The sequence below is a fragment of the Methylobacterium sp. GXF4 genome (assembly GCF_000272495.1).
GTDB classification, from domain to species: Bacteria; Pseudomonadota; Alphaproteobacteria; order Rhizobiales; family Beijerinckiaceae; genus Methylobacterium; species Methylobacterium brachiatum.
In genome coordinates, this window is sequence record NZ_AKFK01000002.1 from 52103 (window position 1) to 67570 (window position 15468).

Below are 15468 nucleotides of genomic sequence, written 5' to 3' on the forward strand. Positions count from 1 at the left end.
CCGTCATCGCGCCCCGAGGAAGGGAAGCCAAAGCGCGAGCGCCGCCAGGGTGACGAGAAGGACCGGCGGCGTGATGGTCAGCCCGACCTTCATGTACTGGCCCCATGTGATGCGCTGGCCCTTGGTGTCGAGGACGTGCAGCCACAACAAGGTCGCGAGGCTGCCGATGGGCGTGAACTTCGGGCCGAGGTCGCAGCCGATGACGTTGGCGTAGACCATCAGCTCGCGGGTCAGCGGCGACAGGTCCGGCGCTTGCTGGATCGAGAGCGCCCCCACCAGCACGCTCGGCATGTTGTTCATCACCGACGACAGGATCGCTGCGGCGAAGCCGGTGCCGATCGTGGCGACCCAGGTCCCGTGCCGGCCGAGCCAGACCAAGCCCTCTGCCAGGTAATCGGTGAGGCCGGCGTTCCGCAGGCCGTAGACCACGAGGTACATGCCGAGGCTGAACAGCACGATCTGCCAGGGTGCGCCGGTCAGGACCTTCCGGATCGGGATGACGCCGGTCCGGCCGGCGAGCGCCAGCAGCGCCGCCGCCCCTGCGCAGGTGACGACCGAAACCGGCACGCCGAACGGCGCGGTGACGAAGTATGCGACCAGGAGCAGCCCGAGCAGCGGGAAGGCGGCGCGGAACACGAGCGGGTCCCTGATGGCCTCGCGGGGCGGCTCCAGCTCCGCCACCCGATACGTCTCGGGCACGTCCCGCCGGTAGTACGCCCAGAGCACGACGAGGGTCGCGGCGAGCGACACCAAGTCGACCGGCACCATCACGGCGGCGTACCGGCCGAAGCCGATGTCGAAGTAGTTGGCGCTGACGATGTTCACGAGGTTCGAGATGACCAACGGCAGGCTGGTCGAATCCGCCACGAACCCGCAGGCGACGATGAAGGCCAAGGCCGCGGTCGGCTTGAAGTCGAGCCGCAGCAGGATGGCGAGCACGATGGGCGTCAGGAGCAGCGCCGCGCCGTCGTTGGCGAACACCGCCGCGATGGCGGCGCCGAGCAGGACCACCAGCGGGAACAGCAGCCGGCCCCGGCCGCCGCCCCAGCGGGCGATGTGCAGCGCCGCCCAGTGGAAGAACCCGGCCTCGTCCAGGAGCAGCGAGATGATGATCAGGGCTACGAAGGTGAAGGTGGCGTCCCAGACGATGTGCCAGACCGTCGGGATGTCGCCGGCGTGGATCACCCCGGTGGCCAGGGCCACGCCCGCGCCGATCAGGGCGCTCCAGCCGATCCCGAAACCCTTCGGCTGCCAGATGACGAACACCAGGGTGACGGCGAAGATGACGAATGCGAGCATCGCGGCCTGTTGATGACTGAGGGGGAGGATGGGTTCGGGCCGCGCGAATGCGCGGGGCGGTCCGAGCGTCGGACCGCCCCGCGGCGCGTCATCGGTGGGCGAAGCGTCCTAGGCGGTGGCGACCCGGCGGCCGTGGTCGTCGACGACGCGCTCGCCGTCCTCCTTGACGAACTCGCCCTGCTGGGCCGGCAGGAGGTCGAGAACCGCCTCGGACGGCCTGCACAGGCGCACGCCTTGCGGGCTCACCACCACCGGGCGGTTCATCAGGATCGGGTGCTCGCCGATGGCGTCGAGCAGTTGCTCGTCGGTCAGCGCCGGGTCGGACAGCCCAAGCTCGGCGTAGGGCGTGCCCTTCTCGCGCAGGAGCTCGCGGACGGTGATGCCGGCCCGCCGGGCGAGATCGCGCACCATGGCGCGGTTCGGCGGCGTCTTCAGGTACTCGATCACGTGCGGTTCGACGCCGGCGTTGCGGATGAGCGCCAGGGTGTTGCGCGAGGTGCCGCAATCGGGGTTGTGGTAGATCACGACGTCCATCACGCGACCTCCGGGCGGGGCGAGGTCGCGCCGGCGAACTGCCCGATCTCACGGACCTTGGACGACAGCGCGACCTGGTCGAGGCTGGCGATGGGCAGGGCCACGAACGCGGTGATCCGGTTCTTCAGGTAGCGCTGCGCGGTGATGAAGGCGGCCTTGCGTTCCAGGTCCGAGCCCTCGACCGCGGCGGGGTCCTCGATGCCCCAGTGCGCCGTCACCGGCTGGCCCGGCCAGTAAGGGCAGGCCTCGCCGGCGGCGTTGTCGCAAACCGTGAACACGAAATCCATCACCGGCGCATCGGGGCGGGCGAACTCGTCCCACGACTTCGAGCGCAAGCCCTCGGTGGGGTACTCGGTCTCGCGCAGGACCTGGACCGCGAGGGGGTTCACGTCGGCCTTTGGCTGGCTGCCGGCCGAGAAGGCGCGGAAGACGCCTTTGCCCTCCTTGTTCAGCATCGACTCCGCCAGGATCGAGCGGGCCGAGTTGCCGGTGCACAGGAACAGGACGTTGTAGACGCGGTCAGGCATGGGTGATGTCTCCTTTCGGGTTGCAGCAGGCGGCAAGCGCCTCGACGGCCGGGGCGCAGACCTCCGGACGCCCCTGGCAGCAATCGCTCATCAGGAAGGCGATCAGGCCGGACAGGGCGGGGAAGGCGGCGCTGTAGATGATCGACCGACCGTCGCGACGGGACTGGACCAGCCCGGCGTGTTCCAGTTCCTTGAGGTGGAACGATACGGTGGACGCCGAGACGCCGACCGAGACCGCCAGGGCGCCGGAGGCCGAGCCGTCCGGCCCGGCCGTGACGAGCGCCCGCACCAGTCGCAGGCGGTGTTCCTGGCCAAGGGCAACGAAGGCGGCGAGGGCTTGCCGTTCGTCCATTTTCGTTCCAACGTTACGACGATCGCTTGAACGTAGGAGAAAGCGTCGCCTTGGACAAGCCCCCTCAGCCCTTCACCGATGGCCTGCCGAACCTGAGCGAGGCGCATTTCGCGGTGCCGACCGCCGTACGGCTTCAGGTCGCGCAGCCGTTCGCGCACCCGCCGCGCTTCCTGATCTTGTACGGCTCGCTGCGCGAGCGCTCGTTCAGCCGCTTCCTCGCCTACGAGGCCGCCCGCCTCCTCGAAGCCATGGGCGGCGAGGTCCGGGTCTACGATGCCCACGGCCTGCCGCTGCCCGACGACAGCACCGCCGACCACCCGAAGGTGCAGGAGTTGCGCGCGTTGTCGATCTGGTCCGAGGGCCAGGTCTGGGTCTCGCCCGAACGGCACGGCAACCTCACCGGCGTGATGAAAAGCCAGATCGATTGGCTGCCGCTGAGCGAGGGCAGCGTTCGCCCGACCCAGGGGCGCACCCTGGCGGTGATGCAGGTCTCGGGCGGCTCGCAAAGCTTCAACGCGGTCAACGGTCTGCGCCTGCTCGGCCGCTGGATGCGGATGATCACCATCCCCAACCAGTCCTCGGTGCCGATGGCCTACAAGGAGTTCGACGAGGCCGGCCGGATGAAACCGGGCCCCCTCTACGAGCGCGTGGTCGACGTGTGCGAGGAGTTGATGAAGTTCACGCTGCTCACCCGCGAGCGCGCGGACTACCTCGTCGATCGCTACAGCGAGCGCAAGGAACGGGAACCGGAGCGGCTGGAGGCCGTCGCCGCGGACATCGGCTTCGCCAAGGGGGCGCCGTGACACGGCGCGACAACTTCCGGCTGAGCGCGGCGGGATTCACCCTTATCTACGTCGCGGCGATGGGTGCCCTGATCACGCTCGCAATGCCTTTTCTCGAAGGCATGCGCGAGGAGGCCTTGATGTTCGTCATGCTGCCGGCGGGCATCGTCGGCGTGATGCTGTGCGTCATCGCGCACTGGGTGCGCGTGGACCCTTCTTCCTTGTGGGACTGAGCGGAGTACGGGTTCACCGGCCGGGAGCGACGAACCGCAGCTTCCCGCCCGTGCCGCCGAGCATGGACCGGCGGATAGAGCCTTCCCTCGCCAGGCGGGGCTCCACCCTGAGCGGCTCCCGCGGGTACGCCGTCACCAAGACGCCCGGCCGCATTCGTCAGAGCCGCTCGGGCGAGCGGGCGTGTAGCCGTCCTCAATCGAGAGCGGGTCCCGCTCCGACCGGCCGAACAGCACGACGGGGGAACGGCGTCCGCGCACCCGGTCGTAACGGGTAGCGCATAGCGTTATCCGTTACGCGTTTCCCGCAGAGCCGTGCGCGGGCCCTCCCGCGACGAAGGCCGGCCTGCTCCGGACCGTCCCCTTGCCCCGACGGGGGATCGCGATCGGCCGTCGAGAACGGCCGGGCCGCGCAGCAGGGCGTCACCCGTTCCGCGCCGTCCCCGGCATCGCGCTCTCGCCGTCCCAGGGGTCTGTTCCCTTCAAGGCCGCGAACCGCTCGTCCGGGAGCTCCTCGAACGGCCTGCCCTCGTCGATCCGCCCGCGCAGCTTGTACCGGAGACGTCCGGGGGTGATCCTCTGGAACCGCTCGGACGCCCCGATCCACGCGGGATCGATCCGCACCAGGATCTCGTCCGCCGTCAGCGGCCCCTCCTTCGAGAGAAGGTCATGGACCGCGTGCACGAAACGCCGCCAGAACCGGCGCTTGCCCATCTCCTGTGCCTCGCCCGCATGGGGCGGTTCCGCTGGCCGGGCGGCCCCGGGTTCGGGCCGTGGTCCGGCTAGGCCGAAGCGGCCCTCGATCTCGGTGAATCCCTCGCCCGCCGCCGCCATCCGCAGCAGGTGGTACCGCAGCCAGGCCGGGGTCAGCGGGAAGCCGACGCTCTCGCCCCGTCGCCGCAGCGCGTCCGGCAAAGCCCGGTAGATCGCGTGGGCCGGCATCGGCCCGCGCTCGCGCATCGCCGCCTCGACCGCATCGCGCACCTGCCCCCAGAACGCGTCCGCCTCACGGGCGAGCTTCCGTCCCATGAGGGCATCGACGAAGCCGCGTGCGGCGGCCGCCTGCGTCTCGGGCGCCGCCGCGATCTCCGGGACCGGTTCGACCTCGGGTTTCGCTAAGCCGGCCGCGCGCAGCCGGTCCAGTTCGGACTGCAGCGCCGCGACCCTGTCCTCAAGGTGATCCACCTGCGCCGCGGCCTCCGCGAGGATCTCCTCGTGCCGCTCACGGCGGCGCTCGACCTCGGCGAAGTCCGACAACCGCTCCCGCGTGGCCTCGACCCGGGCCTGCTCCAACAGGTCCCTGGCCAGGGCGGCGAGGCGTGTCTCGAACGCCTCCGGCAGGTCCGCCTGCTCGATGACCGGATGATAGCCCTCGTCCGCCTTCCATTTGGCGAGCGGCTTGGCGATATCGCCGAAGGACCCGCCACCGAGTTCCTTCCTGATCGAGCGGACGGAGACGCGCTCCTTCAGGGCTCCGGGCGGCGCCGGCCGCGCGCGTATCCGTGCCGCCGCCGACCTGACCTCGTTTTCAGTGACCATGCCCGTCATCCCCGACCGATGCCGGGATGATGGACGCGGGCGGTGAAGGAATGGTCGTCGCGGGCTTCCACCGACGCGGGCCGGCGCCGACCGCCGGCGGGGGCGGGGGCTTGCCGCCCCGTCGCCGGCGGCATCCCGGAAGCGTGGCGGGTCACGCGTAGCGACGTGCGTTATGCGTTCGCGGTCGGCTCGATGCGGCTCGACGACGGCCCAGGCGTCGCCGCTCGCCTCCGGAAATGCCCGAAACAGGGCCCCTCACCTGGCCGCTCGCGCTCGAACAAGGCCCCGGGCGGTCCCCAACGGCAACCTCATCTTAACTGCACGGCGTGCAAAAGCTCTAGTGACTATACATTTTACTGGATCGTACGCTCGAACCTGCGGTAATATTCGTTCGTGCCAAGGGGCACGGATCAACTCACGGAGGCTTACCGTGATCGCAGCGTTCTTCGCCGACGACATGTCGGCCAGCCAAGCAGCCCTCCTCGCAAGCAGTGCCCTCGACCGCGGCCGTCCGGATCCCGACGGCTCGCCCAGCCTCATGGCGGGCAGCGGCCGGATCGTCGAGGCGCTCCCGACCTCTCTCGACGCCGCGCGTGCCGACGGGCGCCACCTCATGGTCGCGCTGCCGCTGGCCCATCTCGCCGACCGCGCCATCAGGCACCGCATCGACGTCGCGGTCGTCTCGTTCGGCCCGACGCCGTTGGCGGCGTCCGCGGCGCTGCGTGCGATGGCGGCGGACGCGCTGCCCGACCTCCCCCCGCCGTGGCTGCTCGCCTGCTGCCGCGGCGCCATCCCGGCCGGCCTGCGCGCGCTGCCGGTGACGTTGGGGCCCCTTCGGCGCGCGAAGGCAACGCGCTTGCTCGACGGCGAGCCCTGCGCCGACCTGAGGTTTCGCACCGTCGGTCTCGCCGCCGCGCTGCACCTAGCCGCCGAGGATCCGCACGCGTCGCGCCTCGATCCGGGTCGCCTCGACACGCTGTTCGACGGGCCGGGAACCGCCGCGGACCTGGCGCTCCGGACGACCCTGCTGGACCTCGCCGCCGACCTCGACGGCGAAGAAGGCGATGCCGTGGCAGCGCACGCGCCGAGGACGCCGATCCGGCGTCCGAGCCTGCGGCGCAAGCCGAGGGTGCCGGGACTGCGCAAGCTCGGGACCGCCAAGCCCCACATCGCGCCCCGCCATGCGGCGGGGTGCACGTTCGCCACCCGAGTCTGAGGGGAATGCCATGAGCATCAGCACCAAGCCGAGTTGGAACGACACGCCTGCCGCTCGCCCGATGCCGGATCCCGGCAAGGGCCGCCGCGCCCGCAGGCGCTCCGCCGCCAGGCGGGCCCGCGACCGGACGATGGGGCGCCTCGCCGTGCCGCACGTCGGGTTGGCCCCCCACGTCCCCGAACCGTATGCGGGCTGGGACGAGCCCCCGCTGCCGCTGCTGCTCGACGGCGACTTCGACCACGACGTCGACGACTTGGCGATGGCCCTCGCCGGGCGCCTGCATCGCGCCGTCCGCGACGAGGAGGACGACTGGGGCTGATCGCGGGGCTCGATGCGCGAGTCCGGCCTGTCCGCTCCGCCGCGGGCCGATCCTCGCCCGGTGATATCCACAGGTTGCTGTGGATATTAACCACCGTTGCTTGAGACTACTTGCTTTCAAGCGAATGCTATTGCATTTATCGATGTTTTTGCGCTATTATTCGTCCTCTCAACACGGCATGTCTGATGCATACGGCCTGGCGGTCGATCCGCCGGGCCGTCGGCGTCCGTGCCTTCCACGGAGGTTCCCACTGATCAGCGCCACCTTCGGATGCTCCGGCCGCGCGGACGCCACGCACGCCGCCCTGATCCTCGCCGATGCCCATGCCGCGCTCGGCGAGGCGGTGACCCTCGTCCGCATCACCCTGCCCGGGGAGGCCCGCCTCCCCGGGCGCCGTTACCGCCTCGACGAGATCGCGGTCGCGGAGCACGATGTCGCGACGGCGGCCGAAGCGGGGCGGCTGGTCACCGATGAGATCGCCGCCGCGGCCGGCGGCCACGTGATCCTCGACCTGCCCGGGCGGTGCCTTGTGGACGCCGCGCTGCGTGCCCGCATCGACGTGCCGGTGATCGTCGTCGGCCCCACCCCGCTCGACGAGCACATGGCGGCCCGTGCCCTGGCCGACGACGGTGCGCAAGCCGACGCCGGTGCCGCCCCGCCCTGGCTGCTCGGCTGCGGCCGCGGCGGCGGCACCCCCGCCGCCTCGGCCTTCGCCGCCGCGATGGGCCGCCTGGCGGTCCAGGCTGAGGCCGGGCAAGCGCGGGTGCTGCCCGCGGTCCTGCCGGCGCTGAGCCGCGCTGAGGCGACTCGCGTCATCGAGGGCGACCGGTCCGCGAGGACCCTCGCGGCCGGCCTGCCGCTGCTGGCCGCCCTGCGCATCGCCGCCCGGGACCCCCACGCGGAGGCGGTCGATCCGGAAGCGTACGCGGCCGCGCTCGGCTTGGAATTCGCGGCCGCACGGCAGCCCGACCAGCGCGAGGCCGGCGACCGGCTGCACGATCTCGCCGATGAGCTGCAGGGCATCCGTGACGGGATCAAGCCCTCGGCCGACGATCTCGCGGACGCGCCGCGCCTGGAGGGGTGGCGATCCACGACCCGCGAGGTCCGGATCCTCACCGGCCGCGTCTACGGGCACCCCAGCATCCCGGATGGCAGGAGGATCACGACGTCCGACCTCTATGCCTCCGACATGGCGTCGTGGGCGAGGACCGCGTCGCGGTATTACAGATTGAGCGCGCCCGCATCGGGCCGTGGCCTGCCGTCCTAGGCCGGCCCCGACCCTTCGCCCCCCCGACCTATCCCGTCCCTTCCGCCCGGCCGCGCGCCGGATCGCGGAGCCATGTCCAATCCGGAGGCGAGCGGATGCGGAAAAACGGAGGCGGACGCGCAAGGCCGGCCGGGGCGGCAGGAACCCATCCCCCGGCCTGTCCGACGCTGGGCGTCTGGCGGCGATGCGACCCGGGCGACATCGCGCCCGCGACGGTCGCGGAGGTCGAGCGGGCGGTCGTGGGGGCCGCGCTGCTCCTGCACCACCCGCGCTGGCCGGACGCCCTGCGCGGGGACCCGGCCGCGACGGTGGCCGCGGCGGTCGACGTCCTTCGCCGTCACCCGCCCGGCACTGCCGCGGCCGACCTCGCCATGAGCGGCCTGCTCGTCCACGCCGCCCGCGGCAACGCGGCCGCGGCCCTCGTGCTCGCCCACGGCCTGGCCGCCCTCGCCCGCCGGCATCCCCGGCCGGGCGAACTGCTCGACCGGGCCGCGCGCTGGGCGCCCCGCTGGCCCCGACGAAGCCCCATGCCGCACGCACGCGGATGAGCCCGGCTCACCCGCGCCCTGCCGAACAGGAGGTGCAAGGATTGCGTATCTGGACCTTTTCGGATCTTCACCGTCGCGCCCATGCGAAACCATGGACGCCGGCGGCCATCCCGGACGCGGACGTCGCCGTCGTGGCCGGCGACGTCGGGGAAGGCCTCGCCGACACGGTCGCCTGGCTCGCCGCCGCCATCCGCCCCGCCATGCCGGTCGTGCTGGTGCCGGGAAACCATGAATACTATCGCGGCGCCATCGATGCGGAGCTCGCGCACGGGCGGCGGGCCGCGGCGCGCCAGGGCATCGACCTCCTGGAGAACGACACCGTCACGCTCGGCGGCTGCACGTTCTCGGGCTGCACGCTGTGGACCGACTACGCCCTCGACGGCCTCTCCGCGCGCGCCGCCGCCATGGACGCCGCGCGGATGGGGCTGACGGATCATCGCGTGATCGCATGGTCGCGCCAGCGCCTCTTCAGGCCGTTCCGGCCCGAGGAGGCGCTGGCCCTGCACCACGCATCGCGCCGCTTCCTTGAGCGCGCCCTGCTGGAGCGCGACCCGCACCCCCGGAGGCGCGGCCCGCACGTGGTGATCACGCATCACGCGCCAAGCGCCGGCTCGGTCGCGCCGGCCTATGCCGGCCACCGCCTCAACCCGGCCTTCGCCTCGGACCTCGACGCGCTCATCCGCGCGGGTCGGCCCGACCTCTGGGTGCACGGGCACGTCCACACGTCGTTCGACTACCGCCTCGGCGCGACCCGGGTGGTCTGCAACCCGCTCGGCTACCCGGGGGAGAATCCCGGCTTCGACCCCGGGCTGGTGATCGAGCTCTGAACCGGGCCCCACCCGGGACGCCGAAGACGAACGCCGAAGACGAATGCGGACCTGCACGACGGGGAGCCCATGATCGCCGATCACACCTACTTCCGCGACGACGCCGAGGACGGCGAGACCGTCCTCGGCCGCCGGGGGCGGCGCGTCCCGTCCATCGACACCCTGGCCCTCTTCGCCCTGGAGGAGGCCATCCCGGCGGCCGACCGCCGCCGCATCGCCCGCGCCAAGTCGTTCGCCCTCGTGATCGAGGTCCCCTCGGCGGATTGGGTGGAGCCCGTCCGCGCGGCCTGCATGACGCTGGGGAACTGGCCGGTCGTCCACGCCCGCACCGGCGCCACCCGTGAGGATCGCCCCGACCGCGGCAACGACGCCGTGGCGCGGCGCCTGGCCGAGGGCGGGCGGGTGCTCGGGGTCTCGCAGGCCTGCGAGCGGCACCTGCCGTCAGCGCTCGTCGGTGCCGCGGACGGGCGCTACCGGATCGCCGTGCCGTCGAACGGGGTCGTCGCGCGCGTCATCCGCGCCGCGACCGGACAGCGCCCGCCCGCCATGCCCCCGTCCATCGCCGCCGGCCTCGGGATCTGGGATCTCTGCGCCGCGATCCGCGCCGGGTCGGCGCGCGCCTGCGTCGAGCGCCTCGCCGCCGCGGCCGAGGCGCGGTCCACGGTCGACGGCCAGGTCGCCGACGCGATGCCGTTCCCCGCCCTGCGCGGCTATGGCCCGTCCCACGCCTGGGGCATGCGGCTGCTCGAAGAGCTCGAAGCTTGGCGCGAAGGCCGCATCGGGTCCTTCGCGGCCATCGACCGTAACGTTGTCCTGGCATCCAATCCTGGATTAGGTAAATCTACGTATGCGCGGTCGCTGGCGAAGTCCGCGCGACTGCCGCTACTGGTTAGTTCTGTATCTTCGTGGTTTTCTCAGTCAAATGGATACTTAGACGGAGTTATTAAAAGCATAGATCTAACTTTCGAAGAGGCTTATGCACGGTCTCCGTCGCTACTATTTTTGGACGAAATCGATAGTATTCCAAGTAGATCTTCAATGGATGGAAGAAATTCATCTTGGTGGACCCCAGTCGTGACCCATATGCTTTTGAAAATCGATGAATGCTGCGCGCGCGAGGGCGCTGGCGTCTGCATCATCGGCGCGACGAACCACCCGGAGAAGCTGGACGCCGCCTTGGTGCGCCCGGGGCGGCTGGGACCGGTCATCCGCATCGTGCCCCCCGCGGCGCCCGAGCTCGCCGCCATCGTCCGGCAGCACCTCGGGGCCGACCTGCCCGACCTGGACCTGGCCGTCGTCGCCGAGCTGGGTCTCGGCGCCACCGGGGCGCAGGTCGTCGGCTGGGTCAAGGGAGCGCGTGCCAGGGCCCGCGCGGAGAAGCGCCCGTTGGAGGCGGACGACCTGCTGGACGCGGTGGCGCCGCCGGACCCCCGGACGGCCGGGGAAAAAATGCGGAGCGCCCTGCACGAGGCGGCCCACGCGGTCGGCGCCGAGGTCCTGCGGATCGCGCATGTCGAACAGGTGGACCTGATCCTGCGCGAGACCGCCGCGGGCGGCACCAGCATGCGCACGCGCCTCGGCCCCTTGCCGACGCGCGACGACCTGGAGCGGATGGTGACCGGCCTACTTTGCGGCCGCGCGGCCGAGACCGTGTTCCTCGGCGACGCGAGCGCCGGTTCCGGCGGCGACGCGGCCTCGGATCTCGCGCGCGCCACCGCCTTCGTCGCGGGCATCCACGGATCGTTCGGGCTCGGGGGCGGCATCGCGTATCGCGGCCCGATGGAGGCGATCGCAGGAACCCTCGCCGTCGATCCGGCGCTGCGCGCGGCGGTCGAGGCCGATCTCGCCCGGCTCCTCGGGGAGGCGGAGCGCCTCGTCTCCGAATACCAGGACGTGGTGCAGGCCGTCGCCGAGGCTTTGCTCGAACGCCGCGTGCTCGGCGGCGACGCGCTGCGCCGGTTCATCGCCGAGGCGCGGCCCGGCCGGACCAGGCAGCCGGGGGGTGGCCGATGACCCGGCACGCCGACCCCCTGGCCCTCGGACGGGGTGCCGTCCCGGCGCCCGGGCCCGGGCGCGCCACGACGCCGCCCCCGCGCCGGTACCGGCTCTGGGTGATGTCCGACCTCGCGGTCGACCGCCATCCCCTCGCCATGCCCGACCCGCTCCCGGACTTCGACGCGCTCGTGGTGGCCGGCGACGTCTCCGACGACCTCCGGGCGTCGGTCGCGTGGCTGGCGCGCGCCCTCGACGGCCGCCAGGGCTCCCGGCCCGTCGTGCTGGTGCCGGGCAACCGCGAGTTCTGGGGCGGCCGGGACGGCGACGGGGACATCGCGGGGATCCTCGCGCGCGGCCGCGAGCTGGCGAGCCAGGCCGGGATCGCGCTCCTCTCGGACGATGGCCTGCGCGTCGACGACGGTCGCGGGACGGGCCTGTATTTCCTCGGGGCCACCCTCTGGACCGATTGGGCCCTGCACGGATCCCGGAGGGCGACCCTCGCCCGCGGCCATGCCCGACATCACCTGGGCGACTGCCGCCGCATCCGTCGCGCCGGCGCGCTCCCCTACCTGCCGCACGACGCGGGCGGCGCGCACGCCCGGTCGAGGGCGTTCATCGAGGACGCGCTCGGGTCGATCGTCGCGCAGGCGACGGGGTTCCGGGCGTCGCCGGTCGCTTTGGTCCAGGACGCGCGCCCCGGCGACCGCGCGGTCGTCGTGACCCACCACGCCCCGTCCGCGCGCGCCCTGCCACCCGAGGTGATGCCCGAGCTCGCCGACGAGTGGGTCGGGGCCTCGCTCGCCTCCGACCTGGAGGGGATCATGGCCGGCTGGGGCGCGCCGACGCTCTGGATCCACGGCAGCGTGCCCGGTCCGGTGGACGTGACGGTGGGGCCGACGCGGATCGTCTCCAACCCGCGGATCTCCGGCTGGGCGTGCGGCCGGCCCCCGTTCGACCCGACATTCATCGTGGAGGTGTGAGATGACGCTCGACCCTCGCCGGGGCATTCCCTCGCCCGGCTTGCCGCCGCGCGGGCTCGCCGGGGCCGCGCCTACCCGGCCGATGCCACGGGCCGCCGGTCGGCCGGCTGCGCCTGCGCGCCCCTCGCGAATCCTCTGCCTGGACGTCGAGACCGTGCCGGATGCGGAGCTGGTTCCCGAGGACTTCCCCAAGGACCGCTTCCCTAAACCTGCCTGGCACAAGGTGGTGGCCATCGCCTTCGCCGAGGCCCGCATCGAGGTCGGCGCCGACGGGTCCGAGCGCTACATCCTGGAGTGCTGCCGCAGCGGCGGCGAGGCGGATTGGAGCGAGGAGCGGTTGCTCCGTGGCTTCTGGCGCCACTTCGCCGAGGGCGACTTCCGGCTCGTGTCGTGGAACGGCCGCGCCTTCGACTTGCCCGTCCTCCTCCTTCGCGCCTTCCTCTACGGCATCCCGACGGGCGCTTACTTCCTGCGCGGCGACCGTTGGGCCGGATACGCCAACCGCTACGCCCCGGATTACCACAGCGACGTCATGGAGCTGCTGTCGTCCTACGGTGCCGCGACCCGGATGGGGCTCGACGAGATGGCGGTGGCCATGGGCCTTCCGGGGAAGGCCGGGGAGCACGGCTCGAACGTCGAGGCGATGGTTTCGGAGGGTCGGATCGAGCGCGTCAGGAATTATTGCGAGACCGACGTGCTGAACACGCTGGCGCTGTACTGCCGATGGTCGTTGCTGTGCGGAAGGTCCGACGTCGACGGGCACGACGCGAGCTTCTCCGGAATGGTCGAATACCTCTCCGCCGAGAGGGGCGCGCGACCCCATCTCGGGACATTCCTCGACCGCTGGCGCTGCTCCTCGCGCCCCGCGCCGATGCTGCTGAAAGGGCCGGGAGGCGGGCCCGCATCGATGGCGGCCGACGAGCAAGCAGTCGTGGTCGAGGGGCAGCCCTAGCAAGGGCTGCCGCCGGTTCTGGACCGACGCGGGCCGACGCGCCCGGCCATGGACGGGGACCCATCCGGGAGCGGCGGCCCCCGAGCCTCCGGGATCTCAGGGCGCGCAACCGGCGCGCCGGACGCGGCGGCCAGGACGCAGGCCAGGACGGAAGGCGGTGTCGTCAGGGTGCACCCGTACGGCACCCGGATGATTCGACTTGACTCTTGGTCCCGCCCCTCTAGAACGAGAGGGTGGATGCGTCCAGGAGGCGTCATGGCGGACCCCGCCGATTCCGTGACGGAGAAGATCCGGGCTTGCGACCGCGCCGATGCGGCTCTGCAGGCCGCCTTGACGGAGATCTTGAAGTCGCGTGCGGAAATCGCTGGGCTCCGCGAGAGCCTAGTCAACCTGCGCGCGGAGACGGTCGCCCTGCCGGGTCTCGACCCGCGCCCTCCGGAAGGGGGCGGTGCCGAGGCGGCCCAGGCGCCTCGCCTGCGAAGCCCGGTCGCCCAGATCATCGTCGAGGCCTTGGCTGAGGCCGGCGATGCGGGTCTCTCAGGGATGGCCCTCAATCAGATCGTCGCTAGGAAAGGATTCCAAAAAGACACGAGCGAGAAGGTGAAGGTAGTCTTAAAGCGCGCCAATCTCGTCCGCCACGACCGGGCCGCGACGCATTGGTATGCCATCGGAAAAGGCCCGAAGCACATCCCCGGGGAAGGAACGCAAAGTGCGGGCGTCCCCGCGCCCAACGTTACCCGAAAGACCAGGAAGAAGAGCCCCTGAAATGATTGTGCATCGCGCCCTGCACTCGGCCCGTGGCCCGCCATGAGAAAAGGCCCGCGTTGCAAGCAACGCGAGCCCTTTAGGCCTCACCAGCCAAAACTAGCCCTCGCCTCGACGAAAGGTGAGAGGGCCAACCAAGAACGGAGTTCGCGCCGCTTACCAGGCGGTGCGGACATCAAGGAGCCGGGTTGCCCCACCCCATCCATCCTCGTCCAAACAAGGTTTGCCTCGAAGTTTCCCTCGAAAGCCTCCCACGTCCGGCCACCAGACGACACTGGTCACGACCAGTGCGCTGGAATCTGTCTGATAGCACCGCTCGGTCGTAGCCGCAAGCGGGGTGACAGGCTTTTTCCCATCCGTCTCGGCAGGTCGCGGGTCCTTCCACAACCGCGAGAGCCATCATGAGAATGCCCCTCCGATATCGGGACCGCGCGCGCTTGGCGCGCCCCGACCCTGACCAGCTGCGGTTCGATTTCGGGGACCCCGGCCCCGGGGCGGCCCCGCCGCCGCGCCCCGTCATCGACGACGATCCCCACCCCGCGGCGTCCGACCCGGCCGACTGCCTTAAGCGCGAGCCGAAGATGGCCGCCGAGGACCGCCAGCTGTCGCTGTTCTGAAGGCTCGCCGCAGGTCGATCCCCCGTCGAGCCGAGCCGGCGGGACGAGAGGCAAGGGCCGTTCGCGACCACGCCCCCGATACAGGTGATGAGGTCCCGGCGCGGTTCTAGTCGGTCTCTCCGTGAGGACGCCCCGACCAATCCGGGGTGACCGATGCCTACGCCACCGACGATGCGGGAACGGTCGCGGACCGTCCGCATCCGTCGCGGCGATCGCGGTGAAGGACAGTTCATCAGTCGTCGGGTCTGACGCACTGCCTTCGACCAACCGCGTCGAGTGATCCTCGACCACGAACCTAGCCCGACAGAGCCAGCACCACAAGCCGACCGGAACCGTGTTCCGGAGGGACGGGAGAACTTTGTCATGGACCGGTCAACGACATCCTGGACCCCGGACGGCGACGGCGCACCCGGCGGCTCGGGCCACCGCCCGGATGAGCCAGGCGCACCCAAGCCCGTCCGTAAGTCCGACCCTGCGGCGAACCCGTCGCGGCGGAGGATCCGCACGCCGCGCCCGAACCGGGCCGCGACGAGGCCGTGCGTCGACTGCGCCGGCGCGGACGCCGTCGCCGAGGGGTTCGAGACGCTCTTCGGCTCCGAGCCGCTCGACATCCTGGTCGTCGGCGAGGACGGCGCCGCCCGCCGCCCCTGGATCGGCGTGAGCATCGATTGCGCGACCGGCGCCGTCGTCGACGCGCGTCTCGAATTCCACCGCTGAGG

Annotated in this window: 18 protein-coding genes; 13 read left to right on the top strand and 5 right to left on the bottom strand. The window is 71.5% G+C overall.

The window, feature by feature from the left end; translation table 11 throughout:
• Positions 1-3: 3 nt before the first annotated feature.
• The 4 genes from WYO_RS00400 to WYO_RS00415 all read right to left on the bottom strand — a co-directional run bounded on the left by WYO_RS00400 (position 4) and on the right by WYO_RS00415 (position 2712).
• Entirely contained in the window at positions 4-1299 is a 1296-nt protein-coding gene (locus tag WYO_RS00400) for an arsenic transporter (protein ID WP_007557682.1), read from the bottom strand.
• Positions 1300-1407: 108 nt separating this feature from the next.
• Positions 1408-1833, bottom strand: a complete 426-nt coding sequence (arsC, locus tag WYO_RS00405) for an arsenate reductase (glutaredoxin) (protein WP_007557683.1) — start codon at positions 1831-1833, stop codon at positions 1408-1410.
• Positions 1833-2360 carry an arsenate reductase ArsC gene (locus WYO_RS00410; protein ID WP_007557684.1) on the bottom strand — a complete coding sequence of 176 codons (528 nt, stop codon included), beginning with the start codon at positions 2358-2360 and terminating at the stop codon, positions 1833-1835. Before WYO_RS00410 ends, arsC begins: the two co-directional genes overlap by 1 nt.
• Complete coding sequence (locus tag WYO_RS00415; RefSeq protein WP_007557685.1) at positions 2353-2712, bottom strand: metalloregulator ArsR/SmtB family transcription factor; 360 nt, start codon at positions 2710-2712, stop codon at positions 2353-2355. The genes WYO_RS00410 and WYO_RS00415 overlap by 8 nt, the downstream gene beginning before the upstream one ends.
• Before the next feature lie 50 nt (positions 2713-2762).
• Here WYO_RS00415 and arsH point away from each other — a divergent pair, with 50 nt between their 5' ends.
• Both arsH and WYO_RS00425 read left to right on the top strand, forming a co-directional pair.
• Entirely contained in the window at positions 2763-3515 is a 753-nt protein-coding gene (gene arsH / locus WYO_RS00420; RefSeq protein WP_007557686.1) for an arsenical resistance protein ArsH, read from the top strand.
• Positions 3512-3727: a hypothetical protein gene (locus WYO_RS00425; RefSeq protein WP_007557687.1), complete on the top strand. Its 216-nt coding sequence runs from the start codon at positions 3512-3514 to the stop codon at positions 3725-3727. Before arsH ends, WYO_RS00425 begins: the two co-directional genes overlap by 4 nt.
• Positions 3728-4147: 420 nt before the next feature.
• Here WYO_RS00425 and WYO_RS00430 read toward each other — a convergent pair whose 3' ends face one another.
• Positions 4148-5263 (bottom strand): DNA-binding protein, encoded by a 1116-nt coding sequence (locus WYO_RS00430; protein WP_007557688.1) that lies wholly within the window; start codon positions 5261-5263, stop codon positions 4148-4150.
• 430 nt (positions 5264-5693) lie between these two features.
• Here WYO_RS00430 and WYO_RS00435 point away from each other — a divergent pair, with 430 nt between their 5' ends.
• The 11 genes from WYO_RS00435 (at position 5694) to WYO_RS00485 (ending at position 15466) form a co-directional block, all read left to right on the top strand.
• The gene (locus WYO_RS00435) at positions 5694-6479 is read left to right on the top strand and encodes a hypothetical protein (protein ID WP_007557690.1); all 786 of its coding nucleotides are present in this window, start codon (positions 5694-5696) and stop codon (positions 6477-6479) included.
• 10 nt (positions 6480-6489) lie between these two features.
• Positions 6490-6798 carry a hypothetical protein gene (locus WYO_RS00440; RefSeq protein ID WP_007557691.1) on the top strand — a complete coding sequence of 103 codons (309 nt, stop codon included), beginning with the start codon at positions 6490-6492 and terminating at the stop codon, positions 6796-6798.
• A gap of 178 nt (positions 6799-6976) precedes the next feature.
• Positions 6977-8065 carry a DUF6634 family protein gene (locus tag WYO_RS29195; RefSeq protein ID WP_244424013.1) on the top strand — a complete coding sequence of 363 codons (1089 nt, stop codon included), beginning with the start codon at positions 6977-6979 and terminating at the stop codon, positions 8063-8065.
• Positions 8066-8160: 95 nt separating this feature from the next.
• Entirely contained in the window at positions 8161-8613 is a 453-nt protein-coding gene (locus WYO_RS32055; RefSeq protein ID WP_007557694.1) for a hypothetical protein, read from the top strand.
• Positions 8610-9440: a metallophosphoesterase gene (locus WYO_RS00455; protein ID WP_085985759.1), complete on the top strand. Its 831-nt coding sequence runs from the start codon at positions 8610-8612 to the stop codon at positions 9438-9440. The genes WYO_RS32055 and WYO_RS00455 overlap by 4 nt, the downstream gene beginning before the upstream one ends.
• A gap of 69 nt (positions 9441-9509) precedes the next feature.
• Positions 9510-11453, top strand: a complete 1944-nt coding sequence (locus WYO_RS00460) for an AAA family ATPase (protein WP_007557700.1) — start codon at positions 9510-9512, stop codon at positions 11451-11453.
• Positions 11450-12415, top strand: coding sequence for a hypothetical protein (locus tag WYO_RS00465; RefSeq protein WP_007557702.1), 966 nt, complete (start codon positions 11450-11452; stop codon positions 12413-12415). Before WYO_RS00460 ends, WYO_RS00465 begins: the two co-directional genes overlap by 4 nt.
• A 1-nt stretch (position 12416) precedes the next feature.
• Positions 12417-13367 carry a 3'-5' exonuclease gene (locus WYO_RS28830; protein ID WP_007557704.1) on the top strand — a complete coding sequence of 317 codons (951 nt, stop codon included), beginning with the start codon at positions 12417-12419 and terminating at the stop codon, positions 13365-13367.
• A 255-nt stretch (positions 13368-13622) separates the two neighbouring features.
• The gene (locus WYO_RS00475; protein WP_007557706.1) at positions 13623-14132 is read left to right on the top strand and encodes a hypothetical protein; all 510 of its coding nucleotides are present in this window, start codon (positions 13623-13625) and stop codon (positions 14130-14132) included.
• A 437-nt stretch (positions 14133-14569) separates the two neighbouring features.
• Positions 14570-14749, top strand: coding sequence for a hypothetical protein (locus WYO_RS00480; protein WP_039901821.1), 180 nt, complete (start codon positions 14570-14572; stop codon positions 14747-14749).
• Between the two features lie 363 nt (positions 14750-15112).
• Positions 15113-15466 carry a hypothetical protein gene (locus WYO_RS00485; RefSeq protein WP_007557711.1) on the top strand — a complete coding sequence of 118 codons (354 nt, stop codon included), beginning with the start codon at positions 15113-15115 and terminating at the stop codon, positions 15464-15466.
• Positions 15467-15468: the final 2 nt, after the last annotated feature.